Source organism: Stenotrophomonas sp. LMG 10879 (genome assembly GCF_002750935.1).
In the GTDB taxonomy this organism is placed as follows: Bacteria; Pseudomonadota; Gammaproteobacteria; order Xanthomonadales; family Xanthomonadaceae; genus Stenotrophomonas; species Stenotrophomonas lactitubi_B.
In genome coordinates this window covers 21,499-45,569 of record NZ_PEJT01000018.1, presented here as the reverse complement: position 1 = coordinate 45,569, position 24,071 = coordinate 21,499, and the positions used below count along the sequence as shown (strand labels likewise).

Sequence of the window (24,071 nt, the reverse complement as noted above, 5' to 3'; positions counted from 1 at the left end):
GCCATGGCCGAGACCAAGCCCACCGTCATCGTCCGCCGGGTCAAGAAGGCCGGCCACGCCGCCCACCATGGCGGTTCGTGGAAGGTGGCCTATGCCGACTTCGTGACCGCGATGATGGCCTTCTTCCTGGTGCTGTGGCTGATGGCCAGCACCAGCAAGCCCGAGCGTGCGGCCATTTCCGAATACTTCCGCAATCCCAGCCCGCTGGTCGGCTCCAGCGCAACGCCGGCGCCGGGCATGGCCGGGCCGGGCGGCGCCAGCACTTCGATGATCAAGCTGGGTGGCGCCACCGACGTCTCGCGTGGCAACAGCAACGATCCCTTCCAGAACCAGCAGAAGTCGATACCGCAGCCGGTGGACGAACAGCAGCGCGACAAGCAGCAGCTGGAAGCGTTGATGAAGGAACTGCAGGAGGCGATCAGCCGCAGCCAGGCGCTGGAACCGTTCAAGGACCAGCTGCTGCTGGACCTGACCCCGGAAGGCCTGCGCATCCAGATCGTGGACAAGCAGAACCGGCCGATGTTCGACCTCGGCAGCGCCACCCTGAAGCCGTACACGCAGCAGATCCTGCACGAGCTGGCCGAGTACCTGAACCACGTACCGAACCGGATCAGCCTGACCGGCCACACCGACATCACCGCCTATTCGGCCGCACGCGGCTACGGCAACTGGGAACTGAGTGCCGACCGCGCCAATGCCGCGCGCCGCGCGTTGATCGATGGCGGCATGGACGACGGCAAGATCACCCGCGTGGTCGGTCTGTCTTCGTCGGTGCTGTTCGACAAGACCGACCCGCAGAACCCGATCAACCGCCGCATCAGCATCGTGGTGATGACCAAGGCCGCCGAGGAGGCCGCACTGGCCGGCGCCGGGCCGCAGGTGGGCCTGTCGGCGACTACCGTGGATCCGGACGTGCAGGCCGCGCAGGGGCCAGCAGGGGTCGGATCCCTTTCTGCAGGAAAGGGCTCTGAGCCCTGACCGGGTTCCGCCGGGCATGGCCCGGCGCTACCGGATCCCAGCGCCCAAAGGCAGCGCCGGGCCATGCCCGGCGAGCGCGCAGCGCGGCACCCAGTACAATGGCGGTCTTTCCGTTTCCAGGTGATCCCACCCCATGTCCCAGTCCTCCAAGGCCAAGCGCGACAAGCGCAAGAAGCAGCAGGCCAAGCGCCCGTTCCTCCGTCTGAACGCCCAGCAGCAGGTGCAGAACCATGCCGTGCTGGTCAACGAGGACGGCCAGGCCGTGGCCGCCATCGGCCTGCAGGGCCGCGAGTGGCTGCTGGCCATCGGTGGCCAGACCATGGGCAATGCCGACAACCCGGTGCCGATGCTGGCCATGCTCAAGCACCTGTCCAACGTGCAGGAAGCCGAAGGCCGCAAGGTCACCCTGGAATATTCCGAGCTGATGCAGAAGCTGCTCGACACGCTGGCCGAAGAAGCGGGCCAGACCGGCGAGGAGTACCTGGACAAGCTGGTGGCCGAGTTCGCCAGCGAGCAGGCTGAAGACGCAGCCGCCGAAGGCGACGCTGCCGATGAAGCGGCTGCGGATACTGCCGGCGCCGAAGGCGCTGCCGACGCCGAGGCCGCTACGGCCGCCGACGCCGACGGCAAGCCGCAGGCCTGATCCGGCGGCGGCGGTGTCGGTCTACGTCGATGACGCGGTGCATCCCTGGCGCGGTCAGCGCTGGGCGCACCTGATGGCCGATACCCTGGCCGAGCTGCACGCGATGGCGGCGCAGCTCGGCATTCCCCCACGCGCCTTCCAGAACAAGGCCAGCGGGGCGCATTACGATGTCACCGTCGAGCTGCGTGCGCAGGCGCTCGCGCTGGGCGCGGTGGCCATTTCCCGGCACGTGGATCGCGCGCTGGTGAAAGCGGTGATCGCCAATGCCAGGGCGCAGTACCGGCCGTAGGCGCGCCCAAGGAACACGAGGGCGCGATTGGCATGAACGCATCGCAATGCGCGCGAAACCTGCCGCGACACATTGGACACGATTCATCCAGCGCGGCGAGAAGCCGCCGGGCATGGCCCGGCGCTACCGGTGAATCTCAGAACGGGTCGCTGCCCAGCCGCACTTCCACGTTCAGCAGCGAGCACAGCGCCAGCAGGGCGTCGTCATCGCGGGTCAGCGCCATCCAGCCACTGAAGCCGTCGTTGCCGGCATCCACGCTCCACAGCGTGTAGTTGTGCTCGCGCAGGCGGTCGAAGGCGGTGCTCATCAGCTGCACGCCGTCCAGGTCTGCGGCGAAGTCCTCATCGTCCAGGTCGCCACCCCAGTCCAGCTGCAGGTTGAAGCGCGCTGACAGCTCGTTCACCGCCGACTGCAGCGAATCGAAGTCATCACGCTCGACCTCGAAGCCGGACTGCCAGGCGATGGCGGTGAACAGCGCCGGCAGCCAATTGCTGTCGGCTTCCAGCGGCTGGCCGTCCTCGGACAGATGCTCGCGCCAGCGGTTGAACTGCTGCAGGGCCAGCTCTTCGTCGCCCGGATTGATCAGCACGAGCAGGTTCCAGACCCGCGCCTCGAAATCGTCCTCGTCGAAATCGTGGGCGTCTTCCTCGAAGTCGAAATAGTCGCTGTTGTCAGGCATGGCGGAACGTCCTCGGGAGCAGGTGGGCATTCTACGGTTTATCCTGTACCGCTGAAGCCGGCCGTGGTGGCCGTCACTGTGAATGAAGCGATGAGCGATACCCCTCCCGACCACCTGGCGATCAACCCGGCCAGCCCCTTCCACGATGCGCAGGCCCTGGAGCGCGGCGTCGGCGTGCGCTTCAACGATGTCGAGCGCGACAACGTCGAGGAATACTCGGTCAGCGAAGGCTGGATCCGCGTGCAGGCCGGCAAGGCCCGCGACCGTCGCGGCAACCCGATGACCATCAAGGTCAAGGGCAAGGTCGAGGCGTATTTCCTGGAACAGAAGCCGGAAGCCTGACGGCTGCCTTGTAGAGCCGAGCCCACGCTCGGCTGCTTTCTGCTCAGGTGTCATGAAACCTGGACGGAAAGCTCAGCCCAGCGTGGGCTCGGCTCTACACAACACGCCGGTCACTCGCGCTTGCGCGATTCCAGCAGGTCCAGGTTGCGGATCAGCCGCCGCGCGATCTCGTCCGACACCACGCCGCGACGGGTCAGCCGGAACAGTTCCTCGCGCTCGGCGTTGAGGCCGGCGCTGCGCAGCTGGCGGTAGCCCATCTCCATCCGGTTCACCTTTTCCGGGTCCACGTCGGGGTTGTCGCGGTCCAGATGCCGCTGATACAGCAGGCTCACCCGCGATGCGGCGTCGTTGTACAGCTGCACGTTCTCGGTGTTCTGGTTCAGCACCAGCTGCTGGCGCATGCGCTCCACGCCCGCCAACGCCGCCTTCGAGGACAGCTTGCGGGCCAGATCCTCTTCCTTGCGCTCACCCGAATCGGCCGGCAGCTGCAGGCCCTTCAACAGCTGCGGCAGCGCCACGCTGGCGCCGACCAGCGAGCACAGGATCACTGCGGCAGCCAGGAAGATCACCAGGTCGCGTGCCGGGAACGGGCTGCCATCGGGCAGGAACAGCGGCAGGGTCAACACACCGGCCAGGGTGATCGCACCCCGCACGCCCGCCACCGAGGTGGCCACCACGATGCGCCAGTTCGGTGCCTCGCCATGCTCCAGGCCGCGGCGCCGTGCACGCAGCAGGTTCCACCGCAGCGACAGCCACACCCACAGCAGGCGCAGCGCGATCAGCGTGGCGTTGATCACCAGCACGTACACCAGCAGCCACCACGCGCTCTGGTGGCCGCTCTCGTTCATGGTGGTGGTGGCGCGTTCGACGATGCCCGGCAACTGCTCGCCCAGCAGCACGAACATGATGCCGTTGAAGCTGAACTGCAGCATGTTCCAGACGCCGGCACGCTGCACGCGCATGCTGCCGGACACGCGGCCGGTCATTTCCACGTAGCTCATGGAGATGCCCGCTGCGACCGCAGCGAGGATGCCCGAGGCGTTGATCTCTTCTGCCAGCAGGTATGCCGCGAACGGGATCAGCAGGTTGACCAGCATCGCCGCGCCCGGCTCTTCGCCGAAGCGGCGCCACAGCCAGCGCTGGAACGTGGACACGCCCAGAGTGACCGCCACGCCGACGGCCAGGCCGGCCACCGCCACCCACAGGAAGGTCAGCGAGGCAGTCGCCAGCGAGAAGGTGCCGGTCATCACCGCCGCCACCGCGAAGCGGAAGCAGACCAGGCCGGAGGCATCGTTGAGCAGCGACTCGCCTTCGAGGATGTGCATCAGGCGCTTGGGGATCGGCGCCTTCGAAGCGATTGCACCAACCGCCACCGGGTCGGTCGGCGACACGATCGCGGCCAACGCGAAGCACACCGCCAGCGGCATCACCGGAATCATCCAGTGGATCAGCAGGCCCGCGCCGATCACGGTGAACACCACCAGCCCAAATGCCAGTTCGAGGATCGCGCCCTTGTCGCGGAACAGGCCCTGCTTGGGAATGCGCCAGCCATCGAGGAACAGCAGCGGCGGCAGGAACAGCAGGAAGAACACTTCCGGTTCCAGCGCGTGGCCGCGGTTGAATACCCCGGCGATCACCGCACCGAGGCCGATCTGCACCAACGGCAGCGGCAGCGAGAATGGCAGGACGCGAACCAGGTAACCGCTGGCGACAACGGCCACCAGCATCGCCAGGACGACTTCGATGGTGTGCATGCTTCTTCCACAGGAGCGGCGCGTGGGGCCGGAAAAACCGGAGTGCGCCGGGGGACGGGAAAAAACTTAACACAGCAGGCCGCCACTGCGGCCAGCCATCTGAATGCGCGTCAGGACCGCGACAGCAAGCGCCACTCGAGCCGCGCCGCAGCGCTGCCCGCCCCAGGCGGCAGCACACCCCGGCCCTGCCCTTGTGCCTGGGCAGGGCGTTCCAGCACCGGCTGCAGCAGCCGGCTCATGCCGCGTTCTGAGCGCGATCTGCGCCATCGAAGCGGTACAGGTCCATCGCCAGGAAGCCGGCATCGACACCGGCATCGATGCGCTTGGCACCAAAGCCGCCCTCGCCCGCCGCACCCATCGCGAAGTACAACGGCAGCAGGTGCTCGTCGGTGGGGTGCGCACGCTCCGCAAACGGTGCCTGTCGGCGGTAATCGAACAGGGCATCGCGGTCGTTGGCGGCCAGCCGCTGCTCCACCCAGTCGATGAAAGGACGCACGTAGGGCGCTTCCTTGCCGTCCTGGTAGTTGCCCCAGTCGTGCAGGTTGTGGGTGATGCTGCCCGAGCCGATCAGCAGTACGCCCTGTTCGCGCAGCGGCGCCAGTGCACGGCCCAGCGCGAACTGATGCTGCGGGCCCAGCATCGGCTGGATCGACACCGGCACTACCGGAATGTCAGCCTGCGGGTGCAGCAGGCGCAGCGGTACCCATGCGCCGTGGTCGAGGCCACGTTGCGGATCGAGCGCCACCGGCAGGCCGGCGGCGGCGATGCGGCCCGCCACGTCTTCCGCCAACGCCGGATCACCGGGCGCCGGGTACTGCAGCTCGAACAATTCGCGTGGAAAGCCACCGAAATCGTGGATGGTCGGGGGCTGCGGATGGTTGCCGACCAGCGGCTGCCGGGCCAGCCAATGCGCCGAGGCGATGACGATCGCACGCGGTGCCGGCAGGTCGCGGGCCAGCTCGGCCAGGCGCACGCCGACCTGGCCCGGATGCAGGGCGGTCATCGGCGAGCCGTGGGAGATGTACAGCGAAGGCAGGCGGGACATGATCTTCTCCAATGACAGGAACAGGCAGCGGGCTGGGTAACGATCAGCGCGAACGCAGGGTCCAGCGGCCATCGCCCAGCAGGAACAGCACGACCAGGGCCAGCGCCCAGAACGCCGGGTATTCCCAGCCGCCGCCCGTGTTGGCGAAGCTGAAACCGTTGGCGCCATGCACCGTCACGATGGTGCCCAGCAGCAGCGGCACACCGAGCAGGCCGATCCAGCGCGCGTAGATGCCGAGCAGCAGCGCTGCGGAAATCGTCAGTTCAACGGCAATGGTGAGGTAGCCCAGCACGCCGGGCAGGCCCAGCGACTCGAAGAAGGCAGCGGTACCGCAGGGGGTGAACACCAGCAGCTTGGTCAGCGCATGGACCAGGAACAACCCACCCAGGGCCAGCCGCAGCAGGGTCGCGGCATACGGGGCGAGCGGGGACACGGGGGCGGCGGTAGCGTTCATGGGGGCACCTCGGAGGGGACAGAGCACAGGTTATTGCGCTCTCCATCACCGATAAATACGATGAATCGACCGTATTTATTTCAAAAGGCGCAACAATGGACACCCTGGATGCCATGCGCGTGTTCGTCGCAGTGGTCGAACGCAACGGCTTCAGCGCCGCCGCACAGGCGCTGGACATGTCCACGGCCGGGGTCACCCGCCAGGTCGCCGCGCTGGAAAAACGCCTGTCCACCCGCCTGCTCCACCGCACCACCCGCCGGGTCAGCCCGACCAGTGCCGGCGCCGCCTACTACGCCCAGTGCGTGCGCCTGCTGGCCGAGTTCGATGCGCTCGAGGCCAGCATCGGTGCACAGGCGCTGGAGCCGTCCGGCATGCTGCGCATCAACGCACCGGTCAGCTGGGGCATCGCCCGCCTCGGCCCGTTGCTGGCCGGCTACCGCGAGCGCTTCCCGCAGGTCGAACTGGACCTGGCGCTGTCCGACCGCCTGGTGGACATGGTCGAAGAAGGCTACGACGTGGCCATCCGCATCACCCGCGAGCCCAGCCCGACCCTGATCGCGCGGCGCCTGGGCCAATCACGGATCAGCCTGTGTGCCGCACCGGCCTACCTGGCTGCGAACGGCACGCCGCAGGCACCCGAGGATCTGCAGACGCATACCTGCCTCGGCTACAGCTACTGGGCAGCCGGCGACCACTGGCCACTGCAGGGGCCCGGCGGCGAAGTGAAGGTGGCAGTGACCACCCTGCTGCGCGCCAACAACGGCGACGTCCTGCGCGAAGCGGCGATTGCCGGCATGGGCGTGATCCTGCAGCCGGACTTTCTGTTGGAGGAGGCGCTTGCCGATGGCCGCCTGGTACGGATCCTGCCGGAATGGGAGGCCGCGCCGATCGGCATCTTCGCCGTCTACACCAGCCGCAGCCACCTCGCGCCGAAGGTGCGCAGCTTCATCGATTACCTGGTGGAAACCGGGGTGTGAGGGCGCTACCAGAGGCGTGCCCATGACACGGTAGCGCCGGGCTATGCCCGGCGAGCACGACGCGCGGCCTAGGCAACAACCTCATCCAGCTGCGCGATGATCTTCTCCAGCGGTGCCGGCCGCCCCAACAGGTAACCCTGCACCTGGTCGCAGCCATGCGCGGCCAGCCAGTCCAGCTGTCCCGGCGTCTCCACGCCCTCGGCGATGATCGTCAGCCCCATGCTGTGGCCCAGCGACAGCAGCGCCCGGCAGATCGACGCGTTGCGCGGATTGGTCTCCACGTCGGCAACGAAGCTGCGATCGATCTTGAGGATGTCCAGCGGCAGGTGCTGCAGATAGGACATGCTCGAGTAGCCGGTACCGAAATCGTCCAGCGACACGCTGATGCCCTGCTCGTGCAGGCGCTGCATGGTCTGCATCGCCTGTGCCGGCTTGCGCATCAGGCTGCTCTCGGTCAGCTCCACGTGCAGTGCGCCGCGGGCCAGGCCGAAATCCTGCTGCGCGCGGGCGAACTCGGCCACCAGATCGCTGTTGAAGAACTGCACAGCCGACACGTTGACCGCGATCGACAGCTCGCCCCAGCCGGCTTCGACCAGACGCCGCTGCGCCTGTGCCGCCGCGCGGATCACCCAGCGTCCCAACGCCAGGATCAGGCCGGTGTCTTCGCACAACTGGATGAACTCGCTGGGCGGGATGAAACTGCCGTCGGCCTGCGGCCAGCGCAGCAGGGCCTCCAGTGACGCCGGGCTGCCATCGCTGGCGTGCCGGATCGGCTGGAAGTACAGCTGGAACTCGTTGTCGATGGCCGCGTGGATGCGACCTGCCAGGCGCAGGCGGTCGGCCAGGCGGGTGGTCACCGCCGCATCGAACCAGGCCACGACGTTGCCTTCGGCGCGGGCCGCGTGCGCCGCCTGCGCGGCCATGCCGATCGCCTGTTCCGCACTGTGTCCTGCACCGGCGTCATGCACCGCCACACCAATGCGGGGTTCGAACTGGTGCAGCGAATCCTGTCCGCGCATCGGTGCCGAGACGATCTGCAGCAGATCGTCCAGCACGCGCTGGGTGTTGTGTTCCGGCGCGATCGCCAGCACGAAGTCCTCCGCCGGCTGGAACGCCAGCAGGCCAAAGCGCGCGCCCAGCCCACCCAGGCGCGAGGCCATCGACTGCAGAACCGCATCGCCGATCTCGCGGCCCAGCGTATCGGCCACCAGCTGCAGGCCGCGCAGCTGTACATAGGCGATGGTGTAGGCGCCGGACTGCTCGTCCAGCTGTTCGCTCAGCGCACGCACGTTGAGCAGGCCCGTGGCCGGGTTGTGGCGTGCGTGATAGGCCAGGTCGCGCTCGTAGGCCAGACGCTCGCTGACATCCTCGGCCAGCACCAGGCATGCGGGCTGGCCGTCGAAATCCAGCTGCGACAGGTGCACGCGCACTTCAAACACCGTGCCATCCTTGCGCTGGTGCAGGCGCACCGCAGCATCCTGCAGTTCACCACTGCGCACCTGCGCGATGGCGCCCTTGACCTCGTCCCAGCCCTCGCGCGGGCGGATGTCGAGGATGCTCATCGCCAGGAATTCATCGCGGCTGTAGCCGTACTGCTGCACGGCCGCTTCGTTGACCTCGATGAAGCGCAATGTGTCCGGATCGAACACCCAGAACGGCGCGGGGTTGCGATCGAACAGCAGGCGGAAGCGGCGCTCGACCTGGCGCATCTGCTCGCGCGCCTGGTAGCGCTCGCTGAGGTCGGTCAGTGCACCGATCATGCGCCGCTGGCGATCGGCCACCGCCACCCGCTGGCCGCGCGCGGCCACCCAGCGCACGGCACCGCCGGGCAGCACCAGGCGGAATTCTTCGTCGAGTACCGCGGTGCCGGCGAAGGCCTGGTCGAAGGCCTGCTGCATGCGTGCGCTGTCATCGTGGTGCACGCGGGCGAAGAAATCGGCCACCGGCAGCGCATCGGTCTGCACACCGAAGATCTCACGCGCCAGCGGTGACCAGCGCAGCAGCGCAGCGTCTTCGTCGACATACCAGGTACATACGCGGCCCACCTGATGGGCCAGGCGCAGCTCGGCGTGGCCGGTCCGCAGCTCTTCGGCCATCGACTGCTGCCGGCAAGTGCTGCGGCGCACCGCATACAGCAGCGCCACCAGCACTCCGACGTAGGCCAGCACGATGGCGATCGCCGCCTGCAGGTACGGCCACCAGGGCTTCAGCACGTCCTCGTCGGCCAGGCCGACCTGCACCGCCAGCGGGCTGCGTTCGAGGGTACTGATGGTGGAGATGCGCGGTATCTGGTCCACCGCGCCGGGAATGCTGCCCAGTTCAACCACTGCCTGCCGGCCCAGCAGCTTGCGTGCCGGCAACAGGTAGCGGCGGCCGACGGTGCCATCCGGATCGGGCACGCGGGCCAGCATGTAGCCATCGGCATCGCTGATCGAGGCCAGGCCGCTCGGTCCCACATCCAGACCGCCCACGATCCGCTGCAGTTCGCCGCAGCGCAGCCGCGCCAGCAGCCAGCGATCACCCTCCATCGGCAGCGCCAGCGGCACCACCCAGCCGCCGTCGTTGGCACGCTGCGGCGGGCCGATGTACAGCGCACTTCCCTGGCCTCGTCGCTGCGGATCGGTCCACAGCGGCAGCTGCAGGTCGCCCTTGCCGGCCGTCAGGGCGCGGCCGTAGGTATCGAGCACGACAATGCTGTGCAGTTCAGCGTGCCGGCCCAGCACGCCGGCGATGGCAGCGTCCAGCAGCACGGGCGCCTGCGCAGGCACCGTGCGGAACAGCTCGGCCGCATCCGCGGCGATGCCGCCCATCGCCCGCTCCAGGTTACGCAGCTCCAGTGCCAGCAGGCGCTCGCTGCCTATCGCCAGCGCCCGGCTCTGCCGCTGCGCGGCTTCCAGCCGGCGCTGGTAATCGTTGGCCAGCATCGCGGCCAGGCCGAGCGCCAGCAGCACGCCCAGCACCACGCCGCCCCAGGTAATGGCACGCAACGGCCGGGCCAGCGCGTGTCTCAGCGCCGGCATCGGTCGGTCTTCCCTGTGCAGTCGGCTGGCTTCATGCGCGAACGATTCCTCCACATCCCCGACCTCAACGGCCGGCGGACGCCATTCTTGACGCCTCAACCTGTCCTGCATGCGCCCTCCCCCGGGTGCTGCAGACATCCAGCCCGCAGCATGCACCACGCCGGTGACCGCGTGAAGGTCGGCGCTGCGTGTTCAGCCAGATCACGCACAGTGCTGGCCCTGCCGGGCACGTCCAGCCGGCCCGCAGCGGATTAGACTTGGAGTTTTCCGCCGCAAGAGAAGTCCATGTCCAAGCTGCGCCGCCCCACCCTGGCACTGGCCATCGTTGCCAGCCTGTCCCTGGCCGCCTGCGACCGCCCGGCCGATCCGGCCGCCGGCACCGCCGCACCGGCCGAGGCGACCCCCGCTGCCGCCAAGCCGATGCTGGGCAGCTTTGGTTTCGATGCCAGTGGCATGGACCGCAGCATCGCCGCCGGTGACGACTTCTTCGGCTTCGCCAACGGCAGCTGGGTGAAGAACACCGAGATCCCGGCCGACCGCTCGCGCTTCGGCAGCTTCAACGTGATCGCCGAGAAGACCCAGGCCGATACCCGCGCGATCCTGGAAGGCGCTGCCGGCAACGCCCAGGCCAGCGGCGAAGACAAGCTGATCGGCGACTACTACGCCGCCTACATGGACGAGGCCGGCATCGAACAGCGCGGCCTGGCGCCGGTGCAGCCGCAGCTGAAGAACATCGATGCGATCGCCGACAAGGCCGGCCTGGCCCGCGCCCTCGGCGGCGACGTGCGCGCCGATGTCGACCTGCTCAATGCCACCAACTTCTACACCGACCGCCTGTTCGGCCTGTGGGTGTCGGTGGACCTGCTGCAGCCCGACCGCACCGCGCCGTACCTGGTGCAGGGCGGCCTGGGCATGCCGGACCGCGATTTCTACCTGGGGGGTGGCCGCATGGCCGAGCTGCGCAAGCAGTACCAGGCCTACATCGCGCAGGTGCTGCAGTTGGCCGGCGTGGCCGACCCGGCCGGCAAGGCGCAGCGCATCCTCGCCCTGGAAACGAAGATCGCGCAGGCGCATGCCACCCAGGAAGAAACCAATGACGTGACCAAGGGCGCCAACCCCTGGACCCAGGCCGACTTCAACGCCAAGGCCCCGGGCATGGACTGGGCCGCGTTCCTGGACGCAGCCGCACTCGGCAAGCAGCAGGACTTCATCGTGTGGCAGCCGAAGGCCGTGGCCGGCCTGTCCAAGCTGGTGGCCACCGAGCCGCTGGATGCCTGGAAGGACTACATGACCTTCCACGCGCTGGACCGCGCCGCCGCCTACCTGCCGAAGAAGTTCGCCGATGCGCGCTTCGCCTTCCACGGCACCGCGCTCAGCGGAACGCCGCAGCAGAGCGACCGCTGGAAGCGTGCGGTGGATGACGCCAACCATGCGGTCGGCGAAGCCATCGGCAAGCGCTATGTCGAAAAGCACTTCGATGCGAAGACCAAGGAACGTGCCGACGAGATGGCGAAGAACATCATCGCCGCCTTCGCCAAGCGCATCGATGCACTGGCCTGGATGTCACCGCAGACCAAGGCCAGCGCCAAGGCCAAGGTGGCCGGCCTGACCGTGGGCATGGGCTATCCGGACAAGTGGCGCGACTACAGCGGCCTGGAGATCCGCCGTGATGATCCGCTGGGCAATGCGCAGCGCGCCGAACTGTTCGAGTACCAGCGCAACATCGCCAAGCTGGGCAAGCCGGTCGACCACAGCGAGTGGGCGATGCTGCCGCAGACCATCAATGCGATGAACGTGCCGCTGGAAAACCGCCTGGTGTTCCCGGCGGCGATCCTGCAGCCGCCGTTCTTCGATGGCGCCGCCGACGACGCGGTGAACTACGGTGCCATCGGCGCGGTGATCGGCCATGAGATCAGCCACGGCTTCGACAACGCGGGCGCGCTGTTTGACGACACCGGCAAGCTGCACAACTGGTGGACGGCCGAAGACCTCAAGCAGTTCAACGCGGCCGGTGATGCGCTGGCCGCGCAGTTCAGCAGCTACGAACCGTTCCCGGGCGTGCACGTCAACGGCAAGCTGACCCTGGGCGAGAACATCGCCGACGTCGCCGGCCTGGGCACCGCTTACGACGCCTACCAGCTGTCGCTGCAGGGCAAGCCGGGCCAGACCCTGGAAGGTTTCACCCCGGACCAGCGCTTCTTCCTCGGCTTCGCCCAGGCCTGGCGCAGCAAGAGCCGCGAGCAGGCGCTGCGCAATTCGCTGCTGACCGATGTACATGCACCGGGCCAGTTCCGCGCGCTGACGGTGCGCAACATCGACGCCTGGTACCCGGCGTTCGACGTGAAGGAAGGCCAGAAGCTGTACCTGGCCCCGGACAAGCGGGTCAAGGTCTGGTGATGTAACGCGAACGGGCGCCGAAAGGCGCCCGTTTCGTTTTCATGGGTAGATGCCAACCTTGGTTGGCGCTTTTCCGCCATCCACGAATGGCGTGGATCTAGTGCCTGCGCATACCCGCCACAACCAACGTCGCCGCCGCCGCGAACCCGGCCGCCGCCCACAGATTGGCGTGCAACCCGAGGCCATCCAGCAGCAGTCCCCCACCCCACGCACCCAGCGCGATGCCGATGTTGAACACGCCCACGTAAAGCGCCGTAGCGATCTCCACGGCTTTGGGGACGGCCGCCATCATCCATGTCATCAACCCCACCGATACCCCACCATAGGCCAGGCCCCACAACAGCAACACCACCACACCGCTGGCCGGCGTGCCGCCGGTCCACAGGAGCAACAACGGTGTCAGCAGCAACCCCAGCGCAATGGCCAGCAGCAACCCGCGCGGACGTCGCGCTGCCAGCAGGCCAACGATGAAGTTGCCGACGATGCCGGCCATGCCATAGGCAAACAGCAGGCCTCCGATCCACGCCGCATCGATGTGTGCCAGCGTGGTCAGCAGCGGCCGCACGTAGGTGAACGCGATGAAGTGCCCCGCCACCAGCAGCAGGGTCAGCAGCAGCCCCTGCTGCAGGCCGCGGTTGCCCAGCTGCTGCACGAACTGGCGCGCGCGCACCGAGCCGTCCACCGGCAACGCCGGTACCACCCACAGGTGCAACAGCAGGACGGCTGCACTGAACGCAGCCATCACCACGAAGGCCCAACGCCATCCCAGCGCCTCGCCGATCAGCGCACCCAGCGGCACGCCCAGCACCGAGGCCGCGGCTACGCCACCGAAGATGATCGAGGTGGCCAGGCCGATGCGCGCTGACGGCACCAGGCGCGCCGCCAGTCCGCCGGCGATGGCCCATATGCCGCCCATGCAGAAACCCACCAGCACGCGCGCGGCCAGCAACCCTCCGATGCCTGGCGCCAATGCCGAGGCGACGTTGGCCACCAGCAGCAGGCCGAGCAGCGCGCACAGGATGCGGCGACGATCAATGCCACCGGCTGCAATCACCACCAGCGGTGCGAACAGCGCCGCCAGCAGTGCCGGCAACGAGATCATCAGACCGGCGGTGCCTACGGACGCGCCGAGGCTGTCGGCGATCGGAGTAAGCAGTCCGACCGGCAGCATTTCGGTGGTGACCACGGAGAAGGTGGCGAGGCCGACGGCCGAGATGGCCCACCACGGATGGCGTGGCACAGGCGCGGCGTGCGCGGGCGATGAAGTACTCACGGGACCATCCCTGCAGAGGAAGTGGACGAAGTAGAAGTGCGTAGCGCACCTTGCGCGAGCAGGGCGACCAGCAGCACGACACTGCCTGCCACCAACGCGACGACGAAGCCGCTGCGCGCACCACCGGCATCGACGCGCTGCCCGGACAACGCAGCACCCAGTGCCACGCCGATGTTCAGGCCAGCCAGCAACCAGGTCATGCCCTCGGTGAGGCGCCATTCGGGCACGCGCTGTTCCACCAGCGACATCGCCACGATCATGGTCGGCGCGAAAGCCAGCCCAGCCAGCAGCACCGCAGCGGCCAGTGCAGGCAGGGTGCCCACCAACAGCAGCGGCAACGTGGTCAGCGCGGTGGCTGCTGCACCCAGCAGCAACAGGCGCTGCAATGGCACCTGCAGCTTCAACGCACCAAACAGAAGGCCTGCCGCGCAGCTGCCAAGCGCGTAGGCCGACAGCACTGCGCTGGCTGCCAGGGGCTGACCTCGCTGTTCGGCAAAGGCCACGCTGGTGATGTCGACCGTGCCGACGATCACACCCATCGCCAGCATCAGCAATGCGAGCAGGCAGATCTCCGGTTGCCGCAGCAGGGAGCGCGACGGTGCGGCGCCCTCGCAGCTCTGCAGCGGTGGTTCGGTGCCACGCTGCAGCACCAGTAGAGCCACGCCGACGACAAGCAGCAGGGCGGCAGCCAGCACGCCGGCCTGCGGCCATACCGCCACCGACAGCCCGACCGACAACGGCGGCCCGGCGATGAAGGTGACCTCATCGAACACCGTCTCCAGCGAATAGGCCGTCTGCAGTTGCGGGCGGCCGCGGTGGATCGCGGTCCAGCGCGCGCGCACCATCGCCGACACGCTGGGCATGCAGCCGGCCAGCATCGCCGCAGCGAACAAGGTCCAGTCCGGCGCCCGCAGCACCGTACAGGCCAGCAGGAGCAGCAGGCCTGTCGCGCTGGCTGCGGTGGCCCACGGCAGCACCCTGCCCTGCCCATGGCGGTCGACCAAGCGCGACACCTGCGGCGACAGCAATGCATAGGTGAGCACGAAGGTGGCCGACACCGCCCCGGCCAACGCATAACTGCCGCGCAGCTGCGACAGCAAGGTGATGAGGCCGATGCCGGTCATCGGCAGCGGCAGGCGTGCCAGCAGCCCGGCCAGGGCAAGGCCGGTGGTGCCGGGGGCTGCGAACAGGTCACGGTACGGGGTGGCCATCAAAATCTCCAGGGCAGCGACTTGCCTGGCGCACGCGGCGCCACGACAATACATACAGAGCGTATGAATAAGAGCCTACATTCATACGCTCCGTATGTAAATAATCATGCACTTCGTATGTAAGGAGTTCCGGATGGTCCGTCGCACCCGCGCCGAGATGGAAGAAACCCGCGCCAAGCTGCTGGCTACTGCCCGCCGCGTGTTCAGCGAACAAGGCTATGCCGCCACCTCGATGGACGACCTGACAGCCCAGGCTGGTCTGACCCGCGGTGCGCTGTATCACCACTTCGGCGACAAGAAGGGGCTGCTGGCGGCGGTAGTCGCCCAGCTCGACGCCGAGACAGATGCGCGCCTGCAGGCGATCAGCGATGGCGCCGACGATGCCTGGGACGGCTTCGTGCGGCGCTGTGGTGCCTACCTGGAGATGGCGCTGGAACCGGAGATACAGCGCATCGTGCTGCGCGACGCACGTGCGGTGCTCGGTGGTGCATCACCGGAATCGCAGCGGCACTGCGTGCACTCGATGCAGCGATTGATCGAACAGTTGATCGCGCAGAATGTAGTCGCGCCGGTGGATGCGCAGGCGCTGGCTTCGCTGATCTACGGCAGCTTGGCCGAAGCAGCGTTCTGGATCGCGGAAGGCGAAGATGGCGATGCACGGCTTCGCCAAGCAACGGCGGCACTGGAGATGCTGTTGCGTGGGCTGAAGTCGACCAGGTAAGGCCTATCCACGCATGGCGTGGATCTACTGGGCATCATCCACGCATGGCGTGGATCTACCGTTGCATTCACCCGGGTCGCGAGCGTGCAGTAGATCCACGCCATGCGTGGATGCGGCGCCGCGCGGCGGCGCGCCGACCAAGGTCGGCATCTACCGGGGCAGTGCTGGCCACTCGCGCAACACGTCCACCGGCACCCCCACCCGTGCGCAGGCGCGGGTCGCCAGGCCATCGGGCAGCGCGCGGCGGAACAGCGGCGCCATGCCCTGCATCAGCTTGGCCGAGGCTGCGGCCTGCGCACGCTGGCGCGTGCTGCGCTCGAGCATGCCCTCGGCCCAGTCCGGCAGCAGCGCGGCACCGGCACCGAGGAAAATTTCGCGTGACAGGCCAGGCACCGGCACCGGCAGGCGCACGCCGGACAGCACCTGCAGCACCTCGCGTGAGCGTTCGTCCACCACCAGCTCCGGCTGCCGCGCGCAGAAATACGCATCCACTTCCGCCTCGCTGCGCGGCACATCCACCGCGCCCAGCGCTTCGGCCACGCAGCGGTACTCGTCGTAGTAGCGGTCGGCGATCGCGGCAGGCACTTCACGCCCGTAGCGGCGATAGCCCTGCAGGAAGCCGTAGGCCTCGGTCACATGCACCCACGTCAGCAGCTGCGGATCGTCAGCGGCATACGGCTCGCCCTGCGCGGTATGGCCGCGGATCTGCGCGTGGATGCGCCGCACCTTGGCCACCAGCGCTTCCACCTCGCCTGCCGGTGCGTAGCTGGTGCCTGCCACGAAGGCGGTGGTACGGCGCAGGCGGCCGACCAGATCCTGGCGGAAATTGGAATGGTCGTAGACACCGGCCAGCGCGCGCGGATGCAGGGTCTGCAGCATCAGGGCACACAGGCCGCCGGCCAGCATCGAGGGAAGTTCGGCGTGCATGCGCCAGGTCACGCTGTCCGGCCCGAACCAGCCCGGATCGCCCAGCGGGTGGTCGTAGTCGATGCCGCTCTGGCCACGCGGAAACGCATCCAGTACCCAGCGTCGGATCGGGGCGGTGACGGGGCGGGAAAGACGGTGCAGCAACGGCGGCATCACGGGTCCAGATCGGCGGAGGGGCGGACCGCGTCCTGCGCGGTACACCCCGATTCTGGGCGATCACGACAGGCACGGCGAGCCCGGCCGCTCAGCGTCGGTTTCATGTGCGCGCGCAGCACGTTTCACTCTGCGACATCTTGTCGCAGGCCATGCGACCAATGCTGCGCCGCACAAATATTCACCTGTTCAGACAGAACCCTTGTGCCGCGTGGCCTTGAGGCCATTGCACCGCTCGCTGGAAGTGCTAGAACTGAACCCGCCACACCGTCCACTGCAGATCGCCGCACGTTCCACCAAGGAGCCAGCCATGATTGCTTTGTTCAAGGGTTTGGGATTACTGCTTCGCGACAACGAGCTCTACAGCAGCCCGTTCGAAAAACAGGTCGCGCACTGGCGCAGCCTCAGCGAACAGCAGATCCGCGATGAAGTGGCGGTGCTGGCCCAGGCCAAGTGCCAGTGGCTGATCACTTCGATCGTCGGATGGCAGGCCGCTTCGCTGCTGATCCTCGGCCTGATCACAAATTACCTGTGGCGCGACGATTACCACATCACCTTCACCCGCGTGGTCGTGGTGTTCGGCTCGTGGATCTCGATCCTGTTCGTGATCTGGTTCATGGCCAACATGTTCGACCGCACCGCCGGCTTCGAGCGCTGGATGAAGGCCTTCAACAGCCGCGCCCGCATCACATCCAAGGCCGACAGCGTCGAGCACGTGGCCGAAGCGCTGGACCTGGCTGAACACTATCCGGAAGTGCTGGACTACAAGCAGGCGGTCACCGCCAAGCGCGAGCTGCGCCACGAGGACATCCGCATCATGACCGAGATCGGGCGCATGAAGCAGCACTCCGAACTGGTGGGTCGCCTGAACCATGTCGGTGAAACCGAACACCATCACGACATGACGCTGCAGCCGGCTTACTGAGCCGAACGCAATCCGGGGGGAGCCACAATGCCACCGTGCTCAGTCACGGTGGCATTGTTCTTTCTGCACGTCGCTGACGCACTGGCGGAAGTCCCTGGGCAGGCCACTGACCTGCTCGCTCCTGCCTACGGCCACCGCGAAATGGCGCAGCGGCGGCGTCGCACAGGCAGCATCGGTACTGCAGCCCGGGGCCAGCACCAGGTAGTGGCATTGCCCACTGCTGCTGGCGATGCATTCGAAACGCGCCACGCCATCGACCACCGTGCTCTTGCTGTACAGCGTGTCCACGCCATTGGCATTGGTGCGGGTGATCGAGGTGTTGCTGGAGTTTTCGCAGCCGGTAATGGCCAGCACGGCGGCAGCTGCAAGCAGGATACGGCGCATGTTCGTTCCTCGGTGAATGGCAAAGGCCACGGCTACATGCCGCGGAACAGGCTCATGAACGGCTGGCTGACCACCAGCGTTTCCGCACGCTGGCGCAGGCGCAGCACGCCGCGGCCGGTGTCATCGCGGCTGACCGCTGCGACGGCCTTCATGTTGACGATGGTGGAGCGGTGCACCTGGCGGAAGTGCTGCGGATCAAGCACTTCCAGCAGCTCGCGCAACGGTGTGCGCAGCAGGCTTTCGCCGGCGGCAGTGACCACGGTGGTGTACTTGTTGTCCGCGCGGAAATAGATCACATCGTCGAGCATGATCAGCTGCGTATCGCGACCGTTGCTGGCGGTGATCCAGGCCAGCGGCGGCCGATCATTGGCGGCCGGGCCTGCACCGAGGCGCTGCAGCAGGCGCTCCAGCACCGCATCGTCCTGGCGCGCGGATGGCAGCCGCGCAAGAATGCGATCGCGCGTGGCCAGCAGCCGCTCGTCGCTGACCGGCTTGAGCAGGTAATCCATCGCACCCTGCTCGAAGGCATCGATGGCGTATTGATCGTAGGCGGTGACGAACACCACCTGGGTGCGCGGGCTCAGTTCGGCCAATGACCGCGCCACTTCGATGCCGCTGATGCCGGGCATGCGGATGTCGAGGAAGGCGATGTCCGGCTGCTTCTCGGCCAGCTGTTCCAGCGCACTGGCACCGTCTTCGCATTCGGCCACCAGCTTCAGCTCCGGCCACAGCCGCCCGAGCTGCTCGACCAGCGAGTGCCGCAGCAGCTCTTCATCTTCGGCGATCAGCGCTTCAAGCGGCATGGCTGGGCTCCTTGGCCGACTGCGGCAGGGTCATGGTGGCGGCTACACCACTGGGGAAATTGGCCACGATCGCCACCCCGGCCTGCTCGCCGCAGGTCAGGCGCAGGCGCTCGCGCAGGTTCTTCAGGCCGATGCCGGTACCGCTGGTGCCCTGGCCGAAGCCGAGCCCATCGTCGGCGACGGTCACGGTGACGTGGTCATCGAAACCACGCGCGAGGATCCAGATCGTGCCGCCACCGGGCTTGGGCTCCAGGCCATGCTTGATCGCGTTCTCGACCAGGGTCTGCAGCGCCATCGCCGGCAGCTTCACCTCGTGCAGCTCGGTGGGCACCTGCACTTCCACCGCCAGCCGTGCGCCCATGCGGATGCGCAGGATCTCCAGGTAGGCGCGGGTGCGTTCCAGCTCCACGCCCAGCGTGGACATCGATTCATCCACCTGCGGCAGCGAACTGCGCAGGTACTGGATCAGGTGGCCCAGCATCTGCTCGGCGCGCGCGGGGTCGGTGCGGGTCAGCACCTGGGCGTTGGCCAGCGAGTTGTACAGGAAGTGCGGCTCGACCTGCGCGTGCAGCAGGTTCAAGCGCGCGACCGACAGTTCCTTTTCCACCTGGGTCTGTTCGGCGGCGGCCTGCTCGTCGCGGCGCTGGTCGGCCACGCGGCGGCTGATCGCGCGGGTCACCGCTTCGGCGTTCTCGTAGTTGCTGCCTTCATCCAGTGCCAGCAGATCGGCCCACCAGCCGGCGTCCGGTTCGAACAGCAGGGTGACGGTGCTGGTGCCCTGCCCCGGCGTTACCGTGGCCAGCACACTGTTGCGCTTGATCGCCAGCCGCGCCGGCAGGTTCCAGCGCGATGGTTGCCGGCCGTTCCACAGGTCGACGCGCCGCACATAGGCACGCACCTGCAGGCTGCCGGCAGAACTCTCCACCTCTTCCACCCGTGGCAGTTCGCCGACGGCTGCTTCGACCACCGCAAAGGCCTGGCCGGCATCCATCGGAAGCTCGATCTGCCGGCGCTGGCGGCCCGACAAGGTGGCGCCATCGAGGCGACCGGCCACCAGCCAGACCCGGCGCACGTGGGTGATCGCGCTGCCCAGCGCGGAGATCATCAGGAACATCACCAGCAGCCCGAACACCCAGCCCGGGCCGTCGTTCATGCCGCTGAAGATGCCACTCCAGACCATGCCGGCAACGAACAGCGCCGCGGCCCAGGCCAACAGGTGACGGATGATGAGGGAGAAGCTGGCGATCACGGCGGCGCCTTGGTGGAAGGGGTGAGCCGAGCATAGAGCGGCCCTTCGGGCAAACAAGCGGTGTGCGACGAAGGGCCGGAAAGGGTGGATGGAAGCCCTTGCGGAAACGCCGGGCATGGCCCGGCGCTACCAGGTGTGGCGGAGCAGCGCCCCGCCTTCCCTTATTTGCGCTGGTCGGCGCTGGCGTCACGCACGGCGCGGAACGCCTCGTCCTTGCTCCAGTTCGGCCAGGCTCGCGAATTGGCCAACTGGTTGCCCAGGGTGTACAGCACTTCCAGGTCGCGGGCGGCGCCGGCGAATACCCAGTCCGGCTGCCACTCGTCGCCCTGCTGGTGGTAACGCTTGGCGGTGTAGTCCTCGGACGCCTTCTTGCCCGCCGCGACGCCACCGTCCACCCAGTCCTGCCCGGCCGACCAGGACAGCGCCGGCACGCCACGCTTGGCGAACGGGAAGTGGTCGGAGCGGAAGAACAAGCCGGCCTCCGGCTTCGGGTCCGGCGTGTAGCGGATGTCCCAGCCCTTGGCCACGTCCTTCAACTGGTCCAGCAGTTCGAAGCGCGCCGCGCCATAGATGCCGAAATCGCGCGACGGACCGAACGGCGCCATGCCGTCCATGTTGATCATCGCCACGGTCTTTTCCAGCGGGTACAGGGGGTGCGTTGCGTAGTACTCCGAACCCAGCAGGCCCTTCTCCTCGGCCGTCACCGCCAGGAACACGACCGAACGCTGCGGACGCGGCGCCTTGGCAAAGCCACGTGCCAGTTCGATCAGCGAGGCGGTGCCGCTGGCGTTGTCCAGCGCGCCGTTGAAGATGCGGTCACCGCGTGCATCCGGTTCGCCCACGCCGATGTGGTCCCAGTGCGCGCTGTAGATGATGGTCTCGTCCGCATGCGTGCTGCCTTCCAGGCGCGCGGCCACATTGTGCGAGGTGATCACTTCGGTCTTCACCGCGTACTTCGCATCCAGGCTGGCGCCGGTCAGCGGCACGGGGGTGAAGTCGCGCTGCTGCGCCTTCTTCTTCAAGGCTTCGAAATCCTGCCCGGCCGAGCGGAACAGCTCCACGGCCAGATCGCGCTGGATCCAGCCTTCCAGCAGCGGGTGGCTGTCGGCCGGGTTGTCGCGCACCACGTCGAACATGGTGTTGGTGTTGGAACCGGCCACCGTGGCCCAGCCGTACGAGGCCGGTGCGGTCTCATGCACGATCAGCACGCCGAGTGCGCCCTGGCGTGCGCCTTCTTCGTACTTGTACGGCCAGCGCCCGTACCAGGTCATGCCCTTGCCGTCGAAGTCGCCCTTGCCGGTTTCGAAGTCCGGGTCGTTGATCAGCACGACGGCGATCTTGCCTTTCAGGTCCACGCCCTTGAAGTCATCCCAGTTGCGCTCCGGTGCCTTCACGCCGTAGCCGAGGAACACCAGCGGCGCCTTGCTGATGTCGACGTTGCTGGCGCCGTTCATGGCGGCGCGTACGGCAATCTGCTTGCCCTGCTCCAGCGTGATGGTCTTGCTGCCCTGCTGCAGCGACAGCTGCGGGGTGCCAACGATGTCGCCCTTGCGCAGCGGCACGGCCTGGGTCCACAGGCGCTTGCCGTCCTTCAGGTCTCCGCCGGGCTGCAGGCCGGCATCGGCGAACTGCTTGCTGAGGAAGGCGATGGTCTTTTCTTCGCCGGCGGTGGCCGGTGAGCGGCCTTCGTAGGCGTCGGAGGCCAGTTCCTTGACGTCGGCGGAGATCCGCGCGCCATCGAATTTCGGGGTGGCCGCCATCAGTGCGCTCGACACCGACAGGGCCAGCACGCCCAGTACTACTCGCTTCATTGCTCTCTCCAGCAGGGAAATCGTTCTGGAGTGTAAGGGGTTCGCCCGGGCGGCGCCCGGGACCCGCCGAAACAACGGCGACAGCCGAAGCAACGGCAACAGCCGAAGCAACGGCAACAGCCGAAGCAACAGCAGAAGCTGGTTTCCTGAGGGTAGGCGGGGTGGGGCAGCGTGCGGGGGCCGCTGCAAGTACGTCCATGTAAGCTCGGTCGCCGCATCCATGCGGCTCACGCCCCCGCACGCTGCCCCACCCCGCCTTCGACAGATCTCCGCAATCTGTCGGAACGGCGGTCTGCTCGGGTAGGTGTCGAACGAAAACAAGAAGGGGTCAGATCCCTTTCCCGGCGGGAAAGGGCTCTGACCCCATCTGTGTGTTGCTTGGACGTGTTACCAGTTCGGGTCTTCAGCCGGGGCGGCGGCGGGCTTGGGCTTCGGCTTGCTGGCCGGGCGCGCGGCAGCGGTCGGGGCGGCCGATGCGGTGGCCGATGCGGCAGCCTTGGGCTTGCTGCCCAGCTTCTGACGCAGTTCGATCTGGCCCGGGCGGAAACCACCGCGCATCGCGTCCACGCCCTCTTCCAGGGTGCCGTAGGAGGTCTGCGCGGCCACGCGGTCGATGCGGATGGTGCAGCACGGATGCTCGCTGCGGCCGAGCGAGCGGCCGGTCTGCGGGTCCTTCAGCTCTTCGCCCAGGCGCACGGCCTGCCAGCGCTGGCCGACCTGCACGGTGTCACCGCCCTGGCTCAGCACCACCTGGTCGCCATCGACGGACACCACCGACACCGGGAACAGCGTGGTGACGATCGTGCTGCCGATCTGGCCGGACAGCGAATCCATCATGGAGGCAGCCATGCTGCGGCCGTTGACCACGCGCGGCAGCGTGCTCGGGCCGGTCGAGGCCAGCTGGTGGTCGAAGCTGTCGGACATCACCACCTGGCCGGTGGTGGCGTTGACCAGGCGCAGGGTGATGCGGCCGCCACCGGAGTACGAGGTCACCTGGCGATCGGACATGCGCAGGTTGCGCACGCTGCGCGGGTACTCGAAACGTTCGATGGTCGGAATCAGGATCAGGTCGGTCGCCAGCTGCTGGCCAACGCGTGCGGTGTCCTGCAGGCGCACGTTGCCACTGTTGATGTGGTCGATCTCGGCCTGCAGTTCGTCGCCGAACTCGCGGTCCAGCACGATGAAGCGCTGGGTCTGGGTAAGCGTGTCGGACAGCCGCGCGCGGATCGCCTGAGCGACCTCGTCGGCATTCACCCGGCCATCGCCAACCGCATAGCTGCCCGACTTGGTGCGCGGCAGGGCCACCACGATCTTCGGCTTGCCTTCTTCATCCGGTGCACGGTACTGGGCAATCTGCGCGCGGACACGTACCTTCCAGTAGCTGCGCATGCTGCGCCGGGTGACGTCCGAATCGAAGGAGCTGGCACCGCGCTTGGCGTCGACCTTGACCTGCTCTTCGTAGCTTTCCTTGACGCTGGCCGACGCCGAACCGCCCTTGGCGGAGGCTTCGCCGGAGGCGCTGGCCGAGGCCGAACCCTTGAAGCTCCAGCCTTCGTCGCTGGCGCGCACGCGGGCAATGGTCTCTTCGTCGAGCTGGCTCACTTCATCCTGCGAGAGGATTTCATAGCCGAGCACCGCGCCCTGCGAGCCGGCAATCATCTGCTGGGAGAACGCGTCGGCGCGGATATCGCCGACGTGTTCACCGTCCACGTCCACATGCAGGCCTGCGCGCAGGCTCTGCATCTGGCTGGCCACGCGTACGCCGTTGACCTGGGCCACGGCCGACTGCAATGCCGCCAGCACCGCCAGTTCCGGGGTGCTGCCGATACCGTCGGCTTCGCGCGCAACCTGGGTGGTGCCGCCGAAATCCGGCGTGCCACGCAGGGGCGCTTCCTGCACCGGCGCATTGCTGGCCAGTGCGCTGGCGGCCTTGTCCTTGGCGGGTGCGGCTTCTGCCGGTGCATCCTGCTTGCCGCAGGCTGCCAGCAGGGCCGCGGCCAGGCCCAGGCCGATCAATCGAGTCGTCGTACGCATGC

General features: G+C 67.5%; 21 protein-coding genes. 8 read left to right on the top strand and 13 right to left on the bottom strand.

What is annotated here, in order from left to right; translation table 11 throughout:
* The first annotated feature begins 3 nt into the window (after positions 1-3).
* The 3 genes from motB (at position 4) to CR919_RS20375 (ending at position 1,910) form a co-directional block, all read left to right on the top strand.
* Positions 4-978 carry a flagellar motor protein MotB gene (gene motB / locus CR919_RS20385; protein ID WP_099821576.1) on the top strand — a complete coding sequence of 325 codons (975 nt, stop codon included), beginning with the start codon at positions 4-6 and terminating at the stop codon, positions 976-978.
* 133 nt (positions 979-1,111) lie between these two features.
* Positions 1,112-1,621 carry a hypothetical protein gene (locus tag CR919_RS20380; RefSeq protein WP_099821575.1) on the top strand — a complete coding sequence of 170 codons (510 nt, stop codon included), beginning with the start codon at positions 1,112-1,114 and terminating at the stop codon, positions 1,619-1,621.
* Positions 1,622-1,634: 13 nt separating this feature from the next.
* On the top strand, positions 1,635-1,910 hold the full coding sequence (locus tag CR919_RS20375; RefSeq protein ID WP_099821574.1) for a DUF4031 domain-containing protein: 276 nt from the start codon (positions 1,635-1,637) through the stop codon (positions 1,908-1,910).
* A 136-nt stretch (positions 1,911-2,046) separates the two neighbouring features.
* Here CR919_RS20375 and CR919_RS20370 read toward each other — a convergent pair whose 3' ends face one another.
* Positions 2,047-2,589 (bottom strand): hypothetical protein, encoded by a 543-nt coding sequence (locus CR919_RS20370; protein WP_099821573.1) that lies wholly within the window; start codon positions 2,587-2,589, stop codon positions 2,047-2,049.
* 90 nt (positions 2,590-2,679) lie between these two features.
* On the opposite strand from CR919_RS20370, the gene CR919_RS20365 reads away from it, so the two are divergent.
* The gene (locus CR919_RS20365) at positions 2,680-2,931 is read left to right on the top strand and encodes a DUF3297 family protein (RefSeq protein WP_049466119.1); all 252 of its coding nucleotides are present in this window, start codon (positions 2,680-2,682) and stop codon (positions 2,929-2,931) included.
* Between the two features lie 110 nt (positions 2,932-3,041).
* Here CR919_RS20365 and CR919_RS20360 read toward each other — a convergent pair whose 3' ends face one another.
* The 3 genes from CR919_RS20360 to CR919_RS20350 form a co-directional block, all read right to left on the bottom strand.
* Complete coding sequence (locus tag CR919_RS20360; RefSeq protein WP_099821572.1) at positions 3,042-4,685, bottom strand: Na+/H+ antiporter; 1,644 nt, start codon at positions 4,683-4,685, stop codon at positions 3,042-3,044.
* A gap of 235 nt (positions 4,686-4,920) precedes the next feature.
* On the bottom strand, positions 4,921-5,730 hold the full coding sequence (locus CR919_RS20355; RefSeq protein ID WP_099821571.1) for a class III extradiol ring-cleavage dioxygenase: 810 nt from the start codon (positions 5,728-5,730) through the stop codon (positions 4,921-4,923).
* Between the two features lie 43 nt (positions 5,731-5,773).
* The gene (locus tag CR919_RS20350; RefSeq protein WP_099821570.1) at positions 5,774-6,184 is read right to left on the bottom strand and encodes a DoxX family protein; all 411 of its coding nucleotides are present in this window, start codon (positions 6,182-6,184) and stop codon (positions 5,774-5,776) included.
* 95 nt (positions 6,185-6,279) lie between these two features.
* Between CR919_RS20350 and CR919_RS20345 the strand changes: the two genes are divergently transcribed.
* Entirely contained in the window at positions 6,280-7,161 is an 882-nt protein-coding gene (locus tag CR919_RS20345) for a LysR family transcriptional regulator (protein ID WP_099821569.1), read from the top strand.
* A gap of 68 nt (positions 7,162-7,229) precedes the next feature.
* Here the strand turns inward: CR919_RS20345 and CR919_RS20340 are convergent, their stop codons facing one another.
* Positions 7,230-10,292 carry an EAL domain-containing protein gene (locus tag CR919_RS20340; protein ID WP_099821568.1) on the bottom strand — a complete coding sequence of 1,021 codons (3,063 nt, stop codon included), beginning with the start codon at positions 10,290-10,292 and terminating at the stop codon, positions 7,230-7,232.
* 174 nt (positions 10,293-10,466) lie between these two features.
* On the opposite strand from CR919_RS20340, the gene CR919_RS20335 reads away from it, so the two are divergent.
* Positions 10,467-12,578, top strand: a complete 2,112-nt coding sequence (locus CR919_RS20335) for a M13 family metallopeptidase (protein ID WP_099821567.1) — start codon at positions 10,467-10,469, stop codon at positions 12,576-12,578.
* Positions 12,579-12,675: 97 nt separating this feature from the next.
* Here the strand turns inward: CR919_RS20335 and CR919_RS20330 are convergent, their stop codons facing one another.
* On the bottom strand, positions 12,676-13,851 hold the full coding sequence (locus CR919_RS20330) for an MFS transporter (RefSeq protein ID WP_099821566.1): 1,176 nt from the start codon (positions 13,849-13,851) through the stop codon (positions 12,676-12,678).
* Positions 13,848-15,062 carry an MFS transporter gene (locus CR919_RS20325; RefSeq protein WP_099821565.1) on the bottom strand — a complete coding sequence of 405 codons (1,215 nt, stop codon included), beginning with the start codon at positions 15,060-15,062 and terminating at the stop codon, positions 13,848-13,850. The genes CR919_RS20330 and CR919_RS20325 overlap by 4 nt, the downstream gene beginning before the upstream one ends.
* Before the next feature lie 133 nt (positions 15,063-15,195).
* On the opposite strand from CR919_RS20325, the gene CR919_RS20320 reads away from it, so the two are divergent.
* On the top strand, positions 15,196-15,783 hold the full coding sequence (locus tag CR919_RS20320; protein ID WP_099821564.1) for a TetR family transcriptional regulator: 588 nt from the start codon (positions 15,196-15,198) through the stop codon (positions 15,781-15,783).
* Positions 15,784-15,933: 150 nt separating this feature from the next.
* On the opposite strand, the gene CR919_RS20315 is transcribed toward CR919_RS20320, so the two are convergent.
* Positions 15,934-16,863 (bottom strand): oxygenase MpaB family protein, encoded by a 930-nt coding sequence (locus CR919_RS20315; protein WP_099821563.1) that lies wholly within the window; start codon positions 16,861-16,863, stop codon positions 15,934-15,936.
* A gap of 310 nt (positions 16,864-17,173) precedes the next feature.
* Between CR919_RS20315 and CR919_RS20310 the strand changes: the two genes are divergently transcribed.
* Positions 17,174-17,788 carry a hypothetical protein gene (locus CR919_RS20310; protein WP_025878393.1) on the top strand — a complete coding sequence of 205 codons (615 nt, stop codon included), beginning with the start codon at positions 17,174-17,176 and terminating at the stop codon, positions 17,786-17,788.
* A 39-nt stretch (positions 17,789-17,827) separates the two neighbouring features.
* On the opposite strand, the gene CR919_RS20305 is transcribed toward CR919_RS20310, so the two are convergent.
* From CR919_RS20305 to CR919_RS20285, 5 genes are all read right to left on the bottom strand, one after another.
* Positions 17,828-18,172: a hypothetical protein gene (locus tag CR919_RS20305; protein ID WP_099821562.1), complete on the bottom strand. Its 345-nt coding sequence runs from the start codon at positions 18,170-18,172 to the stop codon at positions 17,828-17,830.
* A gap of 32 nt (positions 18,173-18,204) precedes the next feature.
* A complete protein-coding gene (locus tag CR919_RS20300) occupies positions 18,205-18,975 on the bottom strand; it encodes a LytTR family DNA-binding domain-containing protein (protein WP_099821561.1) in 771 nt (256 codons plus the stop codon).
* Positions 18,965-20,224, bottom strand: a complete 1,260-nt coding sequence (locus CR919_RS20295; RefSeq protein WP_099821560.1) for a histidine kinase — start codon at positions 20,222-20,224, stop codon at positions 18,965-18,967. Before CR919_RS20295 ends, CR919_RS20300 begins: the two co-directional genes overlap by 11 nt.
* Before the next feature lie 161 nt (positions 20,225-20,385).
* Positions 20,386-22,035, bottom strand: coding sequence for a M28 family metallopeptidase (locus CR919_RS20290; RefSeq protein WP_099821559.1), 1,650 nt, complete (start codon positions 22,033-22,035; stop codon positions 20,386-20,388).
* 387 nt (positions 22,036-22,422) lie between these two features.
* Positions 22,423-24,069, bottom strand: a complete 1,647-nt coding sequence (locus CR919_RS20285) for a CsgG/HfaB family protein (RefSeq protein WP_099821558.1) — start codon at positions 24,067-24,069, stop codon at positions 22,423-22,425.
* Positions 24,070-24,071 lie beyond the last annotated feature (2 nt).